This window comes from Agromyces sp. CCNWLW213 (assembly GCF_037199545.1).
Taxonomy (GTDB): domain Bacteria; phylum Actinomycetota; class Actinomycetes; order Actinomycetales; family Microbacteriaceae; genus Agromyces.
The window spans coordinates 18,802-36,666 of the sequence record NZ_JBBBDX010000007.1 but is presented as its reverse complement, the minus strand read 5'-3'; the positions used below and the strand labels follow the sequence as shown (position 1 = coordinate 36,666).

At 73.0% G+C, this 17,865-nt stretch carries 17 protein-coding genes; 8 read left to right on the top strand and 9 right to left on the bottom strand.

The window, feature by feature from the left end; translation table 11 throughout:
- Positions 1-88 precede the first annotated feature (88 nt).
- From WBQ80_RS13425 to WBQ80_RS13405, 5 genes are read left to right on the top strand one after another with little or no spacing between them, the layout of a single operon-like run.
- Positions 89-1,456 carry a glutamine synthetase family protein gene (locus WBQ80_RS13425; RefSeq protein WP_336573309.1) on the top strand — a complete coding sequence of 456 codons (1,368 nt, stop codon included), beginning with the start codon at positions 89-91 and terminating at the stop codon, positions 1,454-1,456.
- Complete coding sequence (locus tag WBQ80_RS13420; protein WP_336573308.1) at positions 1,437-2,234, top strand: gamma-glutamyl-gamma-aminobutyrate hydrolase family protein; 798 nt, start codon at positions 1,437-1,439, stop codon at positions 2,232-2,234. Before WBQ80_RS13425 ends, WBQ80_RS13420 begins: the two co-directional genes overlap by 20 nt.
- A complete protein-coding gene (locus WBQ80_RS13415) occupies positions 2,231-3,601 on the top strand; it encodes an aldehyde dehydrogenase family protein (protein WP_336573307.1) in 1,371 nt (456 codons plus the stop codon). Before WBQ80_RS13420 ends, WBQ80_RS13415 begins: the two co-directional genes overlap by 4 nt.
- Before the next feature lie 38 nt (positions 3,602-3,639).
- Positions 3,640-4,431, top strand: a complete 792-nt coding sequence (locus WBQ80_RS13410) for a 3-oxoacyl-ACP reductase (RefSeq protein ID WP_336573306.1) — start codon at positions 3,640-3,642, stop codon at positions 4,429-4,431.
- 9 nt (positions 4,432-4,440) lie between these two features.
- Positions 4,441-5,238: a FadR/GntR family transcriptional regulator gene (locus tag WBQ80_RS13405; protein ID WP_336573305.1), complete on the top strand. Its 798-nt coding sequence runs from the start codon at positions 4,441-4,443 to the stop codon at positions 5,236-5,238.
- A gap of 2 nt (positions 5,239-5,240) precedes the next feature.
- Here WBQ80_RS13405 and WBQ80_RS13400 read toward each other — a convergent pair whose 3' ends face one another.
- The 8 genes from WBQ80_RS13400 to WBQ80_RS13365 all read right to left on the bottom strand — a co-directional run bounded on the left by WBQ80_RS13400 (position 5,241) and on the right by WBQ80_RS13365 (position 14,347).
- Entirely contained in the window at positions 5,241-6,614 is a 1,374-nt protein-coding gene (locus tag WBQ80_RS13400) for an adenylate/guanylate cyclase domain-containing protein (protein WP_336573304.1), read from the bottom strand.
- A 108-nt stretch (positions 6,615-6,722) separates the two neighbouring features.
- A complete protein-coding gene (locus tag WBQ80_RS13395) occupies positions 6,723-7,115 on the bottom strand; it encodes a hypothetical protein (protein ID WP_336573303.1) in 393 nt (130 codons plus the stop codon).
- A gap of 260 nt (positions 7,116-7,375) precedes the next feature.
- Positions 7,376-8,848, bottom strand: coding sequence for an NCS2 family permease (locus tag WBQ80_RS13390; protein WP_336573302.1), 1,473 nt, complete (start codon positions 8,846-8,848; stop codon positions 7,376-7,378).
- A 107-nt stretch (positions 8,849-8,955) separates the two neighbouring features.
- Positions 8,956-9,297 (bottom strand): peptidase, encoded by a 342-nt coding sequence (locus WBQ80_RS13385; RefSeq protein ID WP_336573301.1) that lies wholly within the window; start codon positions 9,295-9,297, stop codon positions 8,956-8,958.
- The gene (locus tag WBQ80_RS13380) at positions 9,294-10,469 is read right to left on the bottom strand and encodes an inorganic phosphate transporter (protein ID WP_336573300.1); all 1,176 of its coding nucleotides are present in this window, start codon (positions 10,467-10,469) and stop codon (positions 9,294-9,296) included. Before WBQ80_RS13380 ends, WBQ80_RS13385 begins: the two co-directional genes overlap by 4 nt.
- Positions 10,470-10,560: 91 nt before the next feature.
- Positions 10,561-11,058, bottom strand: coding sequence for an 8-oxo-dGTP diphosphatase (locus WBQ80_RS13375; RefSeq protein WP_336573299.1), 498 nt, complete (start codon positions 11,056-11,058; stop codon positions 10,561-10,563).
- A gap of 4 nt (positions 11,059-11,062) precedes the next feature.
- Positions 11,063-12,094: a 6-phosphofructokinase gene (locus WBQ80_RS13370; protein ID WP_336573298.1), complete on the bottom strand. Its 1,032-nt coding sequence runs from the start codon at positions 12,092-12,094 to the stop codon at positions 11,063-11,065.
- A 129-nt stretch (positions 12,095-12,223) separates the two neighbouring features.
- Positions 12,224-14,347, bottom strand: a complete 2,124-nt coding sequence (locus WBQ80_RS13365; protein ID WP_336570705.1) for a DEAD/DEAH box helicase — start codon at positions 14,345-14,347, stop codon at positions 12,224-12,226.
- Between the two features lie 387 nt (positions 14,348-14,734).
- Here WBQ80_RS13365 and WBQ80_RS13360 point away from each other — a divergent pair, with 387 nt between their 5' ends.
- A complete protein-coding gene (locus WBQ80_RS13360) occupies positions 14,735-14,962 on the top strand; it encodes a hypothetical protein (protein ID WP_336570704.1) in 228 nt (75 codons plus the stop codon).
- An 18-nt stretch (positions 14,963-14,980) separates the two neighbouring features.
- Here WBQ80_RS13360 and WBQ80_RS13355 read toward each other — a convergent pair whose 3' ends face one another.
- A complete protein-coding gene (locus WBQ80_RS13355; RefSeq protein ID WP_336570703.1) occupies positions 14,981-16,903 on the bottom strand; it encodes a DUF2207 family protein in 1,923 nt (640 codons plus the stop codon).
- Positions 16,904-17,011: 108 nt separating this feature from the next.
- Between WBQ80_RS13355 and WBQ80_RS13350 the strand changes: the two genes are divergently transcribed.
- Together WBQ80_RS13350 and WBQ80_RS13345 are read left to right on the top strand one after the other, a co-directional pair.
- The gene (locus tag WBQ80_RS13350; RefSeq protein WP_336570702.1) at positions 17,012-17,290 is read left to right on the top strand and encodes a metal-sensitive transcriptional regulator; all 279 of its coding nucleotides are present in this window, start codon (positions 17,012-17,014) and stop codon (positions 17,288-17,290) included.
- A gap of 3 nt (positions 17,291-17,293) precedes the next feature.
- Positions 17,294-17,854 carry an O-acetyl-ADP-ribose deacetylase gene (locus WBQ80_RS13345; RefSeq protein WP_336570701.1) on the top strand — a complete coding sequence of 187 codons (561 nt, stop codon included), beginning with the start codon at positions 17,294-17,296 and terminating at the stop codon, positions 17,852-17,854.
- Positions 17,855-17,865 lie beyond the last annotated feature (11 nt).

The following is a 17,865-nucleotide window of genomic DNA, read 5'->3' as shown; positions in this document are numbered from 1 at the left end:
CTATGGGCCAGGGCTGGCTAGGCACCGGTGACGCGGCGTGGTGTAATGGGCGACGAACCCGACCATTCCCACGCGAGGAGGCGCCGAAGTGGCGGCACCCACCGGATACCTCACGCTCGACGGGCTCCGCTCGGCGGTCGCCGACGGGCACGTCGACACCGTGATCGTCGCCTTCACCGACATGCAGGGCCGGCTCGTCGGCAAGCGCGCGTCGGCCCGGCTCTTCCTCGAGGAGGTCGCCCTGCACGGCGCCGAGGCGTGCAACTACCTCCTCGCCGTCGACGTCGAGATGAACACCGTCGACGGCTACGAGATGTCCAGCTGGGAGCGCGGCTACGGCGACATGGCGCTCGTGCCCGACCTCACGACCCTCCGCATGGCGCCGTGGCTCGAAGCCACCGCGCTCGTGACCGCCGACCTGCAGTGGCTCGACGGGCGGCCGGTCGAGGCGTCGCCCCGCCGCATCCTGCAGCGCCAGCTCGAGCGGCTCGCCGAGCGCGGCCTCACGGCCCACGTCGGCACCGAGCTCGAGTTCATCGTGTTCGACGACTCGTACCGGGACGCCTGGCGCAAGGGCTACCGCGACCTCACGCCCGCGAGCGACTACAACATCGACTACGCGCTGCTCGCGTCGACGCGCATGGAGCCCCTGCTCCGCGACATCCGCAACGCGATGGACGGCGCCGGCATGTACTGCGAGGGCGTCAAGGGCGAGTGCAATCTCGGCCAGCAGGAGATCGCGTTCCGCTACACCGACGCGCTCGGCACGTGCGACAACCACTCGATCTACAAGAACGGCGCCAAGGAGATCGCCGACCGCCACGGCAAGGCGCTGACGTTCATGGCGAAGTTCAACGAGCGCGAGGGCAACAGCTGCCACATCCACATCTCGCTGCGCAGCGACTCCGGCGAGGCGGTGTTCGCCGATCCGGCCGACGAGCGAGGCATGTCGACGATGTTCAAGCACTTCCTCGGCGGGCAGATCGCGGCGATGCGCGAGCTCACCCTGTTCTCGGCACCGAACATCAACTCGTACAAGCGCTACGTCGCCGGCAGCTTCGCCCCGACGGCGATCGCCTGGGGCCTCGACAACCGCACGTGCGCGCTGCGCGTCGTCGGCCACGGCCACGGCATGCGCGTCGAGAACCGCGTACCCGGCGGCGACGTCAACCAGTACCTCGCGGTCGCGGCGCTGATCGCCGCGGGCCTGCACGGCATGGACCACGGACTCGACCCCGGCGACGTGTTCGTCGGCAACGCCTACGAGAGCGACGTCGCGCGCGTGCCGGCGACCCTGCGCGAGTCGGCCGACCTGTTCGCCGGCTCGGCCATCGCCCGCGAGGCGTTCGGCGACGAGGTCGTCGAGCACTACCTCAACAACGCGCGCGTCGAGCTCGCCGCCTACGACGCCGCCGTCACCGACTGGGAGCGGGTCCGTGGGTTCGAGCGCTTCTGAGCCGCGCGACGGCGCGCCGCTGATCGGCGTCACCACCTACCTCGAGCGATCGCAGACCGGCGTCTGGGACCTGCCCGCCTCCTTCCTGCCGAAGGCGTACCTCGACGCGGTGACGGACGCGGGCGGGATCGCCGTGCTGCTGCCGCCGCAGCCGGTCACGCCCGAGATCGCCCGGCGCGTGCTCGGCGCCGTCGACGGCCTCATCGTGTCGGGCGGCGCCGACGTCGACCCCCACCGCTACGGACAGGCGCCGCACGAGCGCACCGGCGCGCCGCGGACGGACCGCGACGCGTGGGAGGACGCCCTGCTCACGGCCGCCGTCGAGGACGACGTGCCGTTCCTCGGCATCTGCCGCGGGGCCCAGATGCTCAACGTCGCCCTCGGCGGGACGCTCGTGCAGCACCTGCCCGACGTGGTGGGTCACGAGGAGTACCAGCCTGCCCCGGCCGTGTTCGGGGGCAAGCGCGTCACCGTCGAGCGCGGGAGCCGGCTGGACGCCATCCTCGGCGAGGTCGACGAGCCCCGCGGCGAGATCGACGTGCACGTCTACCACCACCAGGCGATCGACCGCGTGGCCGACGGGCTCACCGTGACCGCCCGCACCGACGAGGGCGTCATCGAGGCGGTCGAGGTCGACGGCGCCGCGTTCGCCGTCGCGGTGCAGTGGCATCCGGAGGAGAACGCCGCGGACCGGCGCCTGTTCGCCGGCCTGGTCGATGCGGCGCGCGCGCACCGAGCCGCCCGTGCGGCACCCGCCCCTCGGAAGGAGTCCGCATGACGCACACCATCGTCAACCCCGCCGACGAGACCGTCGTGACCACCGTCGAGGCGGCCACGGTCGACGAGGCGGATGCCGCGATCGCCGACGCCGCCCGCGCGCAGCGGGCGTGGGCCCGCGTCGCGCCCGCGGACCGCGCGCGCGTGCTGCGGCGATTCGCCGACGCGGTCGACGGCGCCGTCGAGGAGCTCGCCGACCTCGAGGTGCGCAACTCCGGCCATCCCGTGGGGCAGGCCCGGTGGGAGGCCGGCCACGTGCGCGACGTGCTCGAGTACTACGCCGCGGCGCCCGAGCGCATGTCGGGCCGCCAGATCCCCGTCGCGGGAGGCCTCGACGTCACGTTCCACGAGCCGCTCGGCGTCGTCGGGGTCATCACCCCGTGGAACTTCCCCATGACGATCGCCTCGTGGGGCTTCGCCCCCGCACTCGCGGCGGGCAACGCGGTCGTCCTGAAGCCCGCCGAGTGGACCCCGCTGACGAGCCTGCGGCTCGCCGAGCTCGCCCTCGAGGCGGGCCTGCCGGAGGGCCTGTTCCAGGTGGTCCCGGGCAAGGGCTCGGTCGTCGGCGAGCGCTTCGTCACGAACGAGACCGTGCGCAAGGTCGTCTTCACGGGCTCCACCGAGGTCGGCAAGCGCCTCATGGCCGGCTGCGCCGACCAGGTGAAGCGCGTGACGCTCGAGCTCGGCGGCAAGAGCGCGAACGTGGTCTTCGCCGACGCGGACCTCGAGCGGGCCGCCGCGACCGCGCCCTACGGGGTCTTCGAGAACGCCGGCCAGGACTGCTGCGCCCGCAGCCGCATCCTCGTCGAGCGCTCGGCCTACGACCGGTTCATGGAACTGCTCGAGCCCGCGGTCAGGGGCGTGAAGGTCGGCGATCCCGCCGACGAGTCCACCGAGATGGGACCCCTCGTCGCGCGCGCCCACCTCGATCGCGTGGCCTCGTTCGTGCCGGATGACGCGGACGTCGCCTTCCGCGGCGCGGCGCCCGGCGGTCCCGGGTTCTGGTTCGCCCCCACGGTGCTCACCCCGGCGCGCGACTCGCGCGCGGCGCGCGAGGAGATCTTCGGCCCGGTCGTCTCGGTCTTCCCCTTCGACGACGAGGCCGACGCGATCTCGTTCGCGAACGCGAGCGAGTACGGCCTGTCGGGGTCGATCTGGACCCGGGACCTCAGCCGCGGCATCCGCGTCGCGCGCGCGATCGAGTCGGGCAACCTGTCGGTCAACTCGCACTCGTCCGTGCGGTACGCCACCCCGTTCGGCGGGTTCAAGCAGTCCGGACTCGGCCGCGAGCTCGGTCCCGACGCGCCGCTGGCCTTCACCGAGACCAAGAACGTCTTCTTCGCCGTCGACCAGCCGGCGGTCGAGTAGCGCGCGCCGCGCACCGACCCACCAACCCAAGGAGCACCATGGCAGACCTCTCCCGCATCGACCTCACGCAGCGGCTCGCCGGCCGCGTCGCCGTGATCACGGGCGGCGCATCGGGCATCGGCCTCGCGACCGCGAAGCGGCTCGCCGCCGAGGGCGCGAAGGTCGTGGTCGGCGATCTCGACGCCGTGGCCGGCGAGGCCGCGGCATCCGCCGTCGACGGCCTGTTCGTACAGGTCGACGTCACCGACGAGCAGCAGGTCGACCACCTCTTCGACGAGGCGGCGCGCGCCTTCGGCTCCGTCGACATCGCGTTCAACAACGCGGGCATCTCGCCTCCCGACGACGACTCCATCGAGACCACCGAGCTGCCGGCCTGGCAGAAGGTGCAGGACGTGAACCTCAAGTCGGTCTACCTCTGCTCGCGCGCGGCGCTCCGGCACATGGTCGCGCAGGGCCGCGGGTCGATCATCAACACCGCGTCGTTCGTCGCCGTGCTCGGCTCGGCGACGTCCCAGATCTCGTACACCGCCTCGAAGGGCGGCGTGCTCGCGATGAGCCGCGAGCTCGGCGTGCAGTTCGCCCGCCAGGGCATCCGCGTGAACGCCCTCTGCCCGGGGCCCGTGAACACGCCGCTCCTGCGGGAGCTGTTCGCGAAGGACCCGGAGCGGGCCCAGCGCCGCCTCGTGCACGTGCCCGTCGGCCGCTTCGCCGAGCCCGAGGAGCTCGCCGCGGCCGTCGCGTTCCTCGCGAGCGACGACTCCTCGTTCATCACGGGTTCGACGTTCCTCGTCGACGGCGGCATCAGCTCCGCCTACGTCACGCCGCTCTAGGCTCGGATCATGACCACGGGTGCGGGCGAGCGGCGGGCGGCGGCGGATGCCGCGGCGAGCCCGCCCGCACCCGAGCCCGCCGAGCTCCTGAGCGCGGGCCTCCTGCTGACCCCGGCGCGCCCGGCGAACGCGTTCGAGGAGACGGTGCAGCGCCTGCTGCAGTCGATCCGGCTCGGGCTCATCGCACCGGGCGAGCGCCTCCCGCCCGAACGCGAGCTGGCCGGAACCCTCGAGGTCAGCCGCGACACGTTGCGCGAGGCGATCGGCTCGCTCTCCGACGCCGGGTGGGTGGTCTCGCGCCGCGGTCGCTACGGCGGCACGTTCGTCGCCGACCCGCTGCCGGCCCACACGACGCCGCACTCCCCCGCGCCGCCGAGCGAGCCCGACGCGCTCGCCGCCGAACTCGAGGACACGCTCGCCATGCGGGCCGTCATCGAGGTGGGCGCCGCCCGGCGCGCGGCGGAGCGCCCGCTCGCCGCCTCCGATCGCGAGCGGCTGTGGCAGGCGTACCAGGACTGCCACGACGCCGGCCCCGAGCACTACCGGGTGGCCGACTCCCGCTTCCACCTGCTGATCGCCGAGCTGCTCGGCGCGCCGAGCGTCATCCCGCTCATGGCCGACGTGCGCATGCGGGTCAACGCGTTCCTCGACGGCATCCCCCTGCTCACGCCCAACATCGCGCACTCCGACGAGCAGCATCGCACCATCGTCGAGGCGATCCTCCGCGGCTCGGGGGACGACGCGGCCCGCGCCATGGGCGAGCACCTCGACGGCACCGAGGCGCTCCTGCGGGGCTTCTACGGCTGACCTCAGGCCACCGCGGCGACCTCGAACAGCCGCCACCGGTCGGGCACGCCCTTGAGCGCGTGCTCGCCACGGTCCTCGAACCGGATGGGCGAACCGACGACGAGGTCCTTGACCGTCCCGGAGACGAGCACCCGGCCGGTCTCCGCCAGGGCCATCACGCGCGCCGCGATGTGCACGGCGATGCCCGCGACGTCGCCGTCGTGGAGCTCGACCTCGCCGCTGTGCAGCCCCGCGCGGATCTCGATGCCGAGCGTGCGCACCGCGGCGGCGATCTCGGCGGCGCAGCGGACCGCCCGGGCGGGACCGTCGAAGATCGCGAGGAACCCGTCTCCCGTGGTCGCGATCTCGCGGCCCCGGTACCGGTCCAGCTGGGCCCGGACGAGCGCGTCGTGCGCGCCCTTCAGGTCGAGCCAGCGCCGATCGCCCAGGCGGGCGGCCGCGTCGGTCGAGCCCACGATGTCGGTGAAGAGCACGGTGGCGAGCACGCGGTCGTCGGCCGGCTCGGCGCGGTCCCCGGTGAGGAACTCCTCGATGCGGTCGAGGACGGGGTCGGCGTCGACGAACGGGGGGTACCAGTCGGCTCCGGGGAGCTCGACGTAGGACGCCCCGGGGATGTGCTCGGCGAGGTAGCGGCCCATCGCCGCGCGGTAGTGGCGGTTGCCCGCGCGGTGCAGGACGAGCGTCGGGACGGTGATGCTCGTGAGCACCGAGCGCACGTCGAGGTGGAGCACCCAGCGGTAGATGCGCGTCGCGGTCGCCGGCGAGGCGGACAGGCGCATGTACCGGCCGGCCCAGCGCTGCATCTGTGGATCGTCGGCCACGCCGGGCGCCGAGAGCGGCAGCACGACGTCGCCGCGGCCCCATCCGCGGAGCCACTCGACGAGGAGCTTCTCGGAGGTGTCCTCGGGCATGCCGATCGGGTAGTCCTCGGCCCGGAGCATCCTCGCGAACGTGTTCACGAGCACCAGGGCCCTGGTCCGCCGGGGGTAGGTGGCCGCGAACATCATCGCCATGGGCCCGCCCTCGGCGTCGCCCAGCAGCGCCGCGCCCTCGGAGCCGACGGCGTCGAGCACGGCCCGCGCGTCGTCCATCCAGTGCTCGAGGGTCGGCAACGCGTTCAGGGGCACCGGGTCGGACAGGCCGGCCCCGCGCTTGTCGAAGCAGATGACCCGCGCGAAGCGCGACAGCCGGTCGAGGTACCGGGCCATGGACGGGTGCTCGGCGATCACCTCGATGTTGCTCGCCCAGTTGCCGATGACGAGGAGGTCCCGCGGGCCCTCGCCGAAGACGCGGTAGGCGACGTACCCGTCCTCGGTCGCCGCGTATCCGGGCTCGTCGGGCCGAGCCGCCCGGATCGGCCGCCCGCGCTCCGCCATGGCCACCCCTCCGACGGCCAGACTACGCCCGTGCCCTCGCGGGCGCCGTCCGCGGACGCCCCGACGCCCCGGTCGGGCGGACCGGGGCGTCGGCGGGCGCGGTGCGGATCAGACGAACGCGAGCGGGACGAACGGGAGGAGGAAGAGCCCGAAGGCCGCCGCGGCCAGACCGGCGACCAGGGCCCCGGCGAGCATCACGGCGTTGAGGGCGACGCCCCAGATCGCCATCGTGCGCGCCGAGGGCTCGCGCTTGAGGGCGAGGATGCCGAGGACGAGGCCCGCGACCGGGACGACGAACGTGAAGCCCGCCACGATCGACACGAGGCCGAGCACGAGGCTCGAGATCGCGAAGCCGCGCTGCTCCTCGGCGGAGCCGGACGGAGCGGGAACGGCGGCGGAGTCCGCCGAGGGCGGCGGAAGCTGCGCGGCCGGCACGGCGTACTGCGGGGCGGCCGCCTGCGGGACGGCGGGGTCGGTCATGGGATCGGTAGCGGTGGTCATCGCGGGGTTCTCCTGTTCGAGCGGATGCCTCCACGCTACGGACGCCGCCCGAGGCCCGGTATGGGGCGAACCCCCGTATCCACGGGGGTGCTGACGCGACGACGGCGCCACCGGGAGCCTCCATGCAGCGCCTCGCCACGACGATCGCCGGCTTCTTCGGCGGCTCGGGCACGACCACGCACGGCGAGAAGATCGGCGTCCTGGACGGCGGATGCCGCGGGTCGGACCCGCGGCATCCGCCGTGCTCGTCGATGCGTGCGCTACCCGGCGATGAGCGACTCGACCGGACCGCGCGCGAAGTAGACCACGAAGCCGAGGGCCACCACCCACAGCAGGGGGCTGATCTCGCGGGCCTTGCCCGACAGCGCGCGCACGACGACCCAGCTGATGAAGCCCGCCCCGATGCCGTTCGCGATCGAGTACGTCAGGGGCATGACCGTGACGGTGAGGAAGACCGGCAGCAGGACGCTGAAGTCCGACAGGTCGATCCCGCGGATCTGCGACATCATGAGCGCGCCCACGATGACCAGGGCGGCGGCGGCCACCTCGGACGGGACGACCGAGGTCAGCGGCGTCAGGAACATCGCGAGCAGGAACAGCACGCCGGTGACGAGGTTGGCCAGGCCCGTACGCGCGCCCTCGCCGATCCCGGACCCGGACTCGATGAAGACGGTGTTCGACGAGCTCGAGGTGTAGCCACCGGCGACGGCGCCGACTCCCTCGACGATGAGCGCCGACCGGAGCCGGGGGAAGTCGCCCTTCCCGTCCGCGAGGCCCGCCTCCTTCGACAGCCCCGTCATGGTGCCGAGCGCGTCGAAGAAGTTCGTGAACACGAGCGTGAAGACGAGCATGAGCGCGGCGAGCACGCCGATCCGCTCGAAGCTGCCGAAGCTCACCTGGCCGACGAGCGACAGGTCGGGCAGGCTCACCCACTGCGCGGGCAGCTCGGGCACCGACAGGCCCCAGCCCTGCGGGTTCACCTCGCCGTCGGCGCCGACCTTGGGGCCGAGGTCGAGGACGGCCTCGAGCACGAGCGCGAGCACCGTGCCCGAGAGCAGGCCGATGAGGATGCCGCCCTTCACCCGCCGTGCGACGAGCACGCCCGTCACGAGCAGCGTGAGCACGAACACGATCGTCGGGACGGTCGAGACGGAGCCGTCGACGCCCAGGCCCACGGGGGGCGAGGCGGCGCCCGTCGCCGTGACGAAGCCCGCGTCGACGAAGCCGATGAAGGCGATGAACAGGCCGATGCCGACCGTGATCGCGAGCTTCAGCTGCATGGGGACGGCGTCGAAGATGAGCCGGCGCAGCCCGGTCGCCGCGAGCAGCACGATCACCAGGCCGTTGATCAGCACGAGGCCCATGGCCTCGGGCCAGGTGACCTGCCCGACCACCGACACGGCGAGGAAGGAGTTGATGCCGAGCCCCGCGGCGAACGCGAACGGCAGCCGTGCCACCACGCCGAAGAGGATCGTCATGACGCCCGCGGTCAGGCCCGTGACGGCGGCCACCTGGGCGAAGCCGAGGGTGCCGCCGGAGACGTCGGTGCCGCTCGACAGGATGATCGGGTTGAGGATGACGATGTAGGCCATCGTGACGAACGTCACGATGCCGCCCCGCACCTCGGCGGAGATGCTCGAGCCGCGCTCGGTGATCTCGAAGTAGCGGTCCAGCAGGCCGCCGCGGGTCTTCGGATCGGGCTCGGGTCGCTGGTTCGTCTCGGTCGCGGTCATGTGGTCCCCGGGTCGGGAGGCGCGGCGTGCGGCGCCTCGGCTGCGGTCCGCTCGGGCGAGCGGGGGTCGGAGCGGGACGACGGCGGCCCGGACGTGGTGCGGCGGCCTCAGCCGCCCGTGCCGTGCAACGCCGGCACGATCAGGTAGATTCCGAACAGCACGGCGAAGCCGCTCAGCCCGAAGCATACCCACGCCGCGACCACGGCGGCGCGCTTCTGGGCCTCGGTGAGCGGGCTCTTGCGCGCCGCCTTCTCGGCGCGCTTCGCGGCCTTCGCCGCCTCCTCGGGCGTGATGACGGTGATGGCGTCGGTGAACGCCGCCGGCGCCACGACCGGGGTTCGGCCGCCCACGGTGAGCAGGCGCAGGCCGAGCGCGTACAGGCTGACGACCACGCCGGCGCCCACGAGCGAGGCGACGAGGACGATGACGAAGGCGATCCAGTCGATCACTTGGCCACCTTCTTGGGCTTGGGGTCGCGCTTGATCTTCACGGCACGACCCGAGTCGGCGACCTCGCTCAGCACGTTGCGGTGCGACACCTCGTCGCGGCGGGACCAGAGGAAGATGCCGCCGATCACCGCGGCGGCGCCGAAGGCCGCGATGAGCACGCCCCCGACGCCCGTCTGCGCGATGAGGGCCGCGAGCGCGCCCACACCGCCCGCAGCGGGGAGCGTCAGCAGCCAGCCGACTCCGATGCGGCCGGCCGTGCGCCAGCGCACCGTCGAGCCGCGGCGGCCGAGGCCCGAGCCGATCACCGAGCCCGACGCGACCTGGGTGGTCGACAGCGCGAAGCCGAGGTGGCTCGACGCGAGGATCGTCGCCGCCGTCGAGGTCTCGGCCGCGAAGCCCTGCGCGGGCTTGACGTCGGTGAGGCCGGTGCCGAGCGTCTTGATGATGCGCCATCCGCCCATGTAGGTGCCGAGGGCGATCGCGATGGCGCACGTGACCACGACCCAGGTCTCGGGACCCGAGCCGACCGGCTGCAGGCCCACGGAGATGAGGGTCAGCGTGATGACGCCCATCGTCTTCTGCGCGTCGTTCGTGCCGTGCGCGAGCGCGACGAGCGAGCTCGAGAAGACCTGGGCGTGACGGAACCCGTCGCGCCCGTCGGGCTTGCCGTCGTGCCGGCGCGTGATGGCATAGGCGAGCTTCGTGGCGGTGAAGGCGACCAGCCCTGCGGTGAGCGGGGCGAGCAGGGCGGGGAGGATGATCTTCGACATCACGACGCCGCCGTCGATGGCCTGGACGCCGAAGCCCACGAGCGCCGCACCGATGAGGCCGCCGAACAGCGCGTGGCTCGACGACGAGGGCAGGCCGAGCAGCCAGGTGATCATGTTCCACGTGATCGCGCCGATGAGCCCCGCGAAGATGAGCTCGGGCGTGATGAAGACGCCGTCCTCGCCCTCCCGGATGAGGCCGCCGGAGATGGTCTTCGCCACCTCGGTCGACAGGAACGCGCCGATGAGGTTCAGCACCGCGGCGAGCGCGACCGCGACCTTGGGGCGAAGCGCGCCCGTGGCGATGGGCGTGGCCATCGCGTTCGCGGTGTCGTGGAACCCGTTCGTGAAGTCGAAGAAGAGCGCCAGTGCGATGACCAGCACGACGATGAGAGTGAGATCCACCGGCGTCTTTCCGTGAGATCGGGTGAGGGATTCTCCTGCTGTTCATGCAGGCCGGGTTGCGGATGTCGGCGAGCGCCGAGCCCCGATGATCCTACGCGACGTGATCGCGCTGATCCACCACGCTCGCGAGGTCCTCCCCGAACACGAACGTGCGACGCACCCGGCCGCCCGCGAGCACGCCGGGCAGCCAGTGCCTCGCGTCGTCCCACATCTCGTCGAGCGGCACCCGATCGAGGTCGAACCACTCCGGATCGAGTTCGTCGGATGCCGCGGGGACGCCCGTGAACGAGCGCGCGACGAACACGCTCGACTCCTGGCTCCACGCCTCGCGGTGCGGGAACAGGTAGGTCAGGAGCCCGCGGGCGTCGAGGTCGCCGGCTCGGACGGTGACGCCGGACTCCTCGTGGACCTCGCGCACGGCGGCCTCGACGGCGGACTCGCCCGGCTCCAGCTTGCCGCCGAGCCCGACGAAGTAGCCGCGTCCGAGCCCGTGCTTCTTGCGCCCGAGCAGCACCTGCGTGCGCCCGTCCGACTCGCGCAGCAGGTAGCACACGCAGACCTGCGGCAGCGGCATCCGGGGCTCGGGCATCGCGTCAGCCGAAGAGGATCCGAGCCTCGTCGTAGCGCGACTGCGGCACGAGGTTGAGCCCGCCCGTCGCCTCGGCGATCGTGACGCGCGCGATGTCGGTGCCGCGCAGGGTGACCATGCTGCCCCACGCGCGGTCGACGGCCGCGTCGACGGCGGCCATGCCGAGCCGGGTCGCGAGCACGCGGTCGTACGCCGACGGGGCCCCGCCGCGCTGGATGTGGCCGAGGACCGTGTGGCGCGACTCGATGCCCGTGCGCTCCTCGATCATCGGCGCGAGCTTCTCGGCGATCCCGCCGAGCCGCGGCCGGTTGAACGCGTCGAGCCCGAGGTGGGAGTGCGCCTCGTCCATGGTGTCGAGCTTGAAGCCCTCGGCCACCACGATGAGCGGTGCGCGCCCGCGCTCGCGGACCGAGTCGACGTAGTGGCAGATCTCGTCGATGCCCATGGGCTGCTCGGGGATGAGGATCGCGTGGGCGCCGCCGGCCATGCCCGAGTGCAGGGCGATCCAGCCCACGTGCCGCCCCATGACCTCGAGGACCATGCAGCGGTTGTGCGATTCGGCCGTGGTGCGCAGCCGGTCGATCGCCTCGGTGGCGATCTCGACGGCCGTGTCGAAGCCGAACGAGTAGTCGGTCGCGGCCAGGTCGTTGTCGATGGTCTTCGGCACCCCGATGACGGGAAGGCCGCCCTCGTCGACGAGCCGGCGCGCGGCCGTCAGCGTGCCCTCGCCGCCGATCGCGACGATGGCGTCGATGCCCTCCTCGTCGAGCATGCGGCGGATGTTCTCGGGGCCGCCCTGCTCGCCCTCGAAGGGGTTGGTGCGGCTCGAGCCGAGGATCGTGCCGCCCTGCTTCGAGAGGCCGCGCACGTCGTGACGCGTGATGGGGATGATGTCGCGCTCGACGACGCCCTTCCATCCCCAGCGGAAGCCCACGAACTCGGCGTCGTGCGAGATGACGCCCTTCAACACGGCTCCGCGGATGACCGCGTTGAGGCCGGGGCAGTCGCCGCCGCTCGTGAGAATGCCGATCTTCATGCCTGGTTGACTCCTCGTGAGGTGGACGTTCGCGGGGGGCCGCATCATCGAGGCGCGAACGACGAGGAGTCTAGTCCGGCGCGCGGCGTCCGTCCGTCCCGATGAGCGGACGCACGCCGCGACGCCGGCCTAGAGGGCGCCGTCCAGCGCCTGGCGGAGCAGGTGCTGGAGCGCGTCGAGCTGCACCGAGTCCGCCGAGCCGGGCTCCACGTCGAGGCCGTCGAGGGCGCGGAGTGCGAGCCCCTGCTTCTGGTCGATCAGCTCGGCGATGCGCGCGTCGACGGTGTGCGCCGCGATGATGCGCCATGCCGTGACCGGCTCGTCCTGGCCGATGCGGTGCACGCGGTCGATCGCCTGCGTCTGCTCGGCCGCGGTCCAGCTGAGCTCGGCGAGCACGACGTTCGATGCCGACTGCAGGTTGACGCCGACGCCGGCGGCCGTGAGCGAGCACACCGCGACCGACACGCCGGGGTCGGAGTTGAACGCGTCGATCGCCTGCTGGCGGGCGATCGCGGACTGGTCGCCGCGGATCGACACCGTGCGCAGCTCGCGGGCCGCGAACGCCGCCTCGGCCTGGTCCATGACGTCGATGTGCTTGGCGAAGAACACGACCTTGCCGGCGGAGCGGGCCAGCTGCGCCGCGTAGTCGGCCGCGAGGCCCGCCTTGGCCTGGCCGATGCGACGCACCATCGTGAAGACGTTCTCGCCGGACTTGGCCGACTTCGACTCCTCGAGCTCGGACAGCGCGACCGCGCGGATGAACTGGTCGCGCTCGAGCTCGTCGAGGTCGCCCACGCGGAGCTTGCGGGACTCGACGAGGGCGCGGAACCGGGTGGCGAGCCGGTGCCCGAGCTCGCGCTCGGCGGCGCGGATCGACCGGCCGATCTCGTCGTCGAGCTCGACGGGGAGGTCGGCGATGCGCTTCTCGGGGAGGTCGGCGGCCACGTCGACCTTGCGGCGGCGCACGATGCCGAGGTCGATGACGATGCGACGCGCCTCGGCGTAGAAGCCCTGGTCGGCGGGGGTGAGCCCGGTCTCCTCGAGCTTGCCGAGGAGCTCCGGCGACGGCCGGTCGCCCTCGATCCAGCCGAGGAACTGCCAGATCGCCCGGAAGTCGTCGACGTCGTTGATGAGCGGGGTGCCCGTCAGCGCGAGGAGCAGCGGGTCGCCGCCCGGGGTGTTGCGGCGGATGCGCTCGGCGAGCGCGAGCACGTTCCGCGAGCGCTGCGACTGCAGGTTCTTGATGAAGTGCGCCTCGTCGACGACCATGCCGCGGAAGCCGAGGGTCGAGAGCCAGGCCATGTGCCGGTCGAGCACGTCGTAGTTCACGACGATGACGTCGGCGAAGGCGTCGACCCCGTCGCCGTCGCCGTGGATGACGGTCGCCCGGCGGTGCGGGGTCCACCGCTCGACCTCGCGGGCCCAGTTCATCTTCACGACGTTCGGCACGACGGCCAGCAGCGGGTAGGCGCCGGCGACCGATGCCGCGAGGACCGACTGCGCGGTCTTGCCGAGTCCGGGCTCGTCGGCGAGCAGGAACCGCCGGTGGCCCCGCCGGGCCCCCTCGATGAAGCGCGCCTGGTGGGGCATGAGCTCGAGGCCGCGCGGCGCGAGCCGGTCGATGCGCGGCGGCTCGGGGAGGTCCATGGATGCCGCCTGGCCTCCGGACCCCGACTCGAACGACTTGAACAGGGGGCCGAGCAGCTCCCAGTTCGCGAGGCGCCGCACCGGCACGACCGGCCGCGGCGGGGGCGCGAGATCGGGGGCGAGGAACGGGCTCGCCAGCTGTCGGGCCTTGACGGAACGCGGGATGACCTGGTTCTCGGCGAGCTCCGGCCGCGGCTCGGGCTCGCGGACGATGATCAGCTCGTCCTCGCTGAGCTCGGCGCCCGACTCGAGCAGCCAGTCGCGGCGGAACCGCTGCGCGACCGTCGAGATCGAGGCATCCGGTTCGAGGAGCGTGATGAGGCTCGTGTCGCGCGCCGCGGTCTTCGCGAGGATCTGCGCGATGCCGTCGAGTCGCTTCAGGAGCTCGGCCCGCGCGGCGTCGCCGAGCTCGGCGTCGCCCTTCACCCGGGCCCGCTCCTCGCGCATGAGGAGCGCGATCACCTGGAACTTGGTCCGGTTGGTGGGGCCCAGCTTGTTCTTCTGGGCCTTCTGCTCGACCTCGCGCACCTTGCGCGCGAGGATCGGGATGATGGGCGCGTCGTCGTCACGCGAACGCGTGCGCTGCCGCTGCCTCGTCTGGGCCAATGGTCCTCCCCTGTCTGGGCCCGATGCGAACGGGCTCCCCCACCACCGGGCGCGGTGGCCGGCACCGCCGGACGGGCTCGATCGTCGAGGCCGTCGTCGCGGTGCGCCGAATCCGGGAGCCGAGCATGGCGGGGCGAGTTCCCCCAGCCGTCGGACCGAAGAACGGATTCGTCGGGCGCCTCGCACATTCTACGCGCCGTTGCGGGCTTCGCGCCAATGGCGCCCGTCAGGCCCCTCGCCGCGCCCTCGCGGATTCCGCTGGTCGGCGAGCCCGGCGAGCGCCGCCCGACCCCGGTCCGGCATGGCCGCAGCCGACGACGCGGCGCCGCGCCTCCGGAGCGGCGCCCGGCCCTGTCGCGGTCGGCATGCGGAGGCTAGGCTCGCAGCATGGACGAGTCGACCCGGTTCGGCGAGGGCATCGCCGACGATCACGAATTCGAGGTCGCACAGGACGGCGAGATCCCGGCCGAGGCCGAGCTCGAGTCCGGGGTCGCCGCCGCCGACGCCGACGAGCGCCCGGTCGGCGACGACGCGGACGACGACCTCGTCGGCATCGACGAGGAACGCCGCGTGCCGTTGCCCGACGAGCCGGGCACCGCCGACGACGAGGACTGAGTCGCCGGCGCGGCGCGCTCAGACCCCGCCGCCGCCTCCGCCGCCGCCGCCTCCGCCGCTCGAGCCGCCGCCCCCCGAACCGCTCGAGGACGAACTCGACGACGAACCCGACCAGCTCGAGCTGGACGCGCTCGAGAACGAGCTCACGCTCGCCGCGAACACCGCGGGGTTGAATCCGCTTCGGCCCGAGTACCACCCGGGCTCCCGGCCCCGCTCCGCGTAGAGCGCCGCGAGCTCGTCGCTCCACTCGCGCTCCTGGCCGAAGAGCACCGCATAGGGCAGGAGCCGCTCGGTGATCCGCAGCACCGCGTCCGGGTCGGGGTCGACGGATGCCGCCCCCGCCGGCCCGCCGAGCGCCACGCGCTCCGCCCCGGTCGGGCTCTGCAGCATCCGCAGCCGGTCGGCCTCGGCGAGCCGGATGTACAGCCGGAGCCCCTCGAGGTGGTCGTGCAGCTCGCGGCCGCGCTCGGTGAGCGGACGCACGGTCGCGACGATCCACACCGTCGCCAGCGCGGCGAGGGACGCGCCGACGATGGGCAGCCACGGCCACGCCCCGCCCATGCTCGCGTCGAGCGCGACGATCCCGAGGACCACCGCGAGCGTCGCCGCGACGATCGCGAGGAGCGCCAGGAGCACGCGCAGGCCCCCGTCCGGCCGGCGACGCAGCCCCTCCCGGGCGACGCGGGAGTGCACCTGCCGGCGCAGGTTCATGAGCTTCGTGCCCAGGGCGGTGTCGCTGGACTTCAGGTCGCGGCGGGCGCCGGGACGGGCTCCCCCGCCGAAGAGGGCCGACAGGACGCGTCCGGCGTCGCGGTCGGCGCCGTCGACGGGACCGATGAGCTCGACGGCGTACTTCTTCCGGGCCGTCTCGACGACCCTGACCCGACCGTCGACGGCCTCCGCGAGGATCGTCGCGGTGATGCCCTTGCCCGGCGCGCCCACGAGGTCGGCGGACTCCATGAGCGAGGCGCCCGCGGGCGGCTCGTACTGGGCGACGACGATGCCGCGGCCGGGGTGGTCGCGCCAGCGCGTGGCCCGGAAGATCCCGGCGAGGATGGCGACCGTGAGCGCGGTGAGCGCCGAGGCGGCGGAGCCCATCGCCGCCGGCGACGACGTGAACCGCTCGTCGCGCGGCTCGAAGGTGCCGGGCTCGAAGCCGACGGCGATGGTCAGGTTCTGGTAGGGGTCCAGCGCGGACGCCTGCGCCCTCACGACCCCGTCCTCCGCGCGCAGGTCGTCGCAGGGCGTCGACGAGCCCTCGTACCCGCGGTAGCACGCGGCGTCGCCCGTGACCGCGTCGACGAGCCCGGATCCGAGGCGGAGCTCGGCACGGACGATCCCGAACGGCTGCGCCCACCCGGTGCCGTTGACGTCCCAGTAGAACTCCTGGACCTCGACGTCGTCGGGCTCGAAGGTGACGTTGCGCTGGTGGTAGGCGATGACGTACGTCTGCTCGCCGTGCACGAAGTCGTCGGCGGCGATGGTGACGAGCTCGAAGGCGCCGTCCTCGCTGCGCTCCGTCTCGAACCCGCGCGGCTCGCCGTCGCCGTCGGTCACCGAGACCACGCGGACGTCGGTCGGGTGCCCGTCGTACGTGCGCGGGATGGCACGGCGGATGCCGCGGTTCTGGTCGTACTCGGGGAACACCGCCACGAGGGTCTCGGTCGTGAGCAGCTCGGATCTCCGCTCGGCGTCGCGACCGAGCTCGTACACGGCGTCGAACCTCGCGAACGTGAAGTCGTCGACGTCGGCGGGGACGGCCTGCACGGGCGGCACGGGGACGGGCGCAGCGAGCGCGCCCGCGGCGAGCGCGCCGGACGCGGCGGGCAGTGCCGACGCCGTCGCGGCGACCGCCGAGCCCGAGGCCGCGAGCGCTCCGGCGAGCGCCGCGACGCCGATGAGGCGACGAAGCCCGCGGGTGCCGGAGCCCATGGCGACCATGCCCTCACGCTAGCGAACCGGCCCGCCCCGCGTCATCCGCCCGCGCCGACCGCGCCGCCGTGCCCGGATACGGACGGGGGTATCCCGGGCGGGGCGTATCCTGTGAGCGTGATCGACGACATCAAGAAGCGCGCCCTCCACCGCACGAAGATCATCGAGGGCCAGCTGCGCGGCATCGAGAAGATGATCGAGAACGAGGACTACTGCGTCGACATCATCACGCTGTCGCTCGCGGTGCAGAAGTCGCTCGGATCGCTGAACAAGCTCCTGGTCGAGAACCACCTCCGCACGCATGTCTCGCACATGTACGAGGAGGGCGGCGACCGGCGCGAGGAGGCCGTGGCCGAGCTCGTGCGCATCTTCGAGCTCTCCAACAACCGGGCCTGACCCATGGCGCGGATCGAGCTGGTCGTCGGCGACCTGACGCTCGAGCGCGTCGACGCGATCGTGAACGCGGCGAACTCGTCGCTGCTGGGCGGCGGCGGGGTCGACGGGGCGATCCATCGTGCCGGAGGCCCGGAGATCCTCGCCGAGTGCCGAGCGCTGCGCGCCTCGACCCTTCCCGACGGCCTGCCGGTCGGTGAGGCGGTCGCCACGACCGCCGGCCGGCTCGCGGCGACGTGGGTCGTGCACACGGTGGGCCCGGTCTGGCCCGGTCCAGGCGCGGAGGCGGGGCGGCGCCGGCGCCGGCTCGAGGCCTCCTTCCGCAACTCGCTCGGCCTCGCGGCACGGCTCGGCGCGGCATCCGTCGCACTGCCCGCGGTGTCGGCGGGCGTGTACGGCTGGCCGGCCCACGACGTCGCCGAGGTCGCGCTCGCCACCGCCGACGCGGCCGGCGCGTCGCGGGAGGCTCCGGGGCTCGTGCGGTTCGTGCTGTTCTCGCCGGCGATGCATGCCGAGTTCGCCGCGGCCGCCGACCGTCTCGGCGTCGCGGCGATCGCCGCCGACTGACGACGGCGGCG

Excerpts from the sequence above, each read along its gene's own strand:
- WBQ80_RS13390 (WP_336573302.1), bottom strand. The coding sequence starts at position 8,848 with ATGACCGCGACCGAGACGAACCAGCGACCCGAGCCCGATCCGAAGACC.
- WBQ80_RS13375 (WP_336573299.1), bottom strand. The coding sequence starts at position 11,058 with ATGCCCGAGCCCCGGATGCCGCTGCCGCAGGTCTGCGTGTGCTACCTG.
- WBQ80_RS13355 (WP_336570703.1), bottom strand. The coding sequence starts at position 16,903 with ATGGTCGCCATGGGCTCCGGCACCCGCGGGCTTCGTCGCCTCATCGGC.
- WBQ80_RS13370 (WP_336573298.1), bottom strand. The coding sequence starts at position 12,094 with ATGAAGATCGGCATTCTCACGAGCGGCGGCGACTGCCCCGGCCTCAAC.
- WBQ80_RS13360 (WP_336570704.1), top strand. The coding sequence starts at position 14,735 with ATGGACGAGTCGACCCGGTTCGGCGAGGGCATCGCCGACGATCACGAA.
- WBQ80_RS13395 (WP_336573303.1), bottom strand. The coding sequence starts at position 7,115 with ATGACCACCGCTACCGATCCCATGACCGACCCCGCCGTCCCGCAGGCG.
- WBQ80_RS13345 (WP_336570701.1), top strand. The coding sequence starts at position 17,294 with ATGGCGCGGATCGAGCTGGTCGTCGGCGACCTGACGCTCGAGCGCGTC.
- WBQ80_RS13405 (WP_336573305.1), top strand. The coding sequence starts at position 4,441 with ATGACCACGGGTGCGGGCGAGCGGCGGGCGGCGGCGGATGCCGCGGCG.
- WBQ80_RS13410 (WP_336573306.1), top strand. The coding sequence starts at position 3,640 with ATGGCAGACCTCTCCCGCATCGACCTCACGCAGCGGCTCGCCGGCCGC.
- WBQ80_RS13400 (WP_336573304.1), bottom strand. The coding sequence starts at position 6,614 with ATGGCGGAGCGCGGGCGGCCGATCCGGGCGGCTCGGCCCGACGAGCCC.
- WBQ80_RS13415 (WP_336573307.1), top strand. The coding sequence starts at position 2,231 with ATGACGCACACCATCGTCAACCCCGCCGACGAGACCGTCGTGACCACC.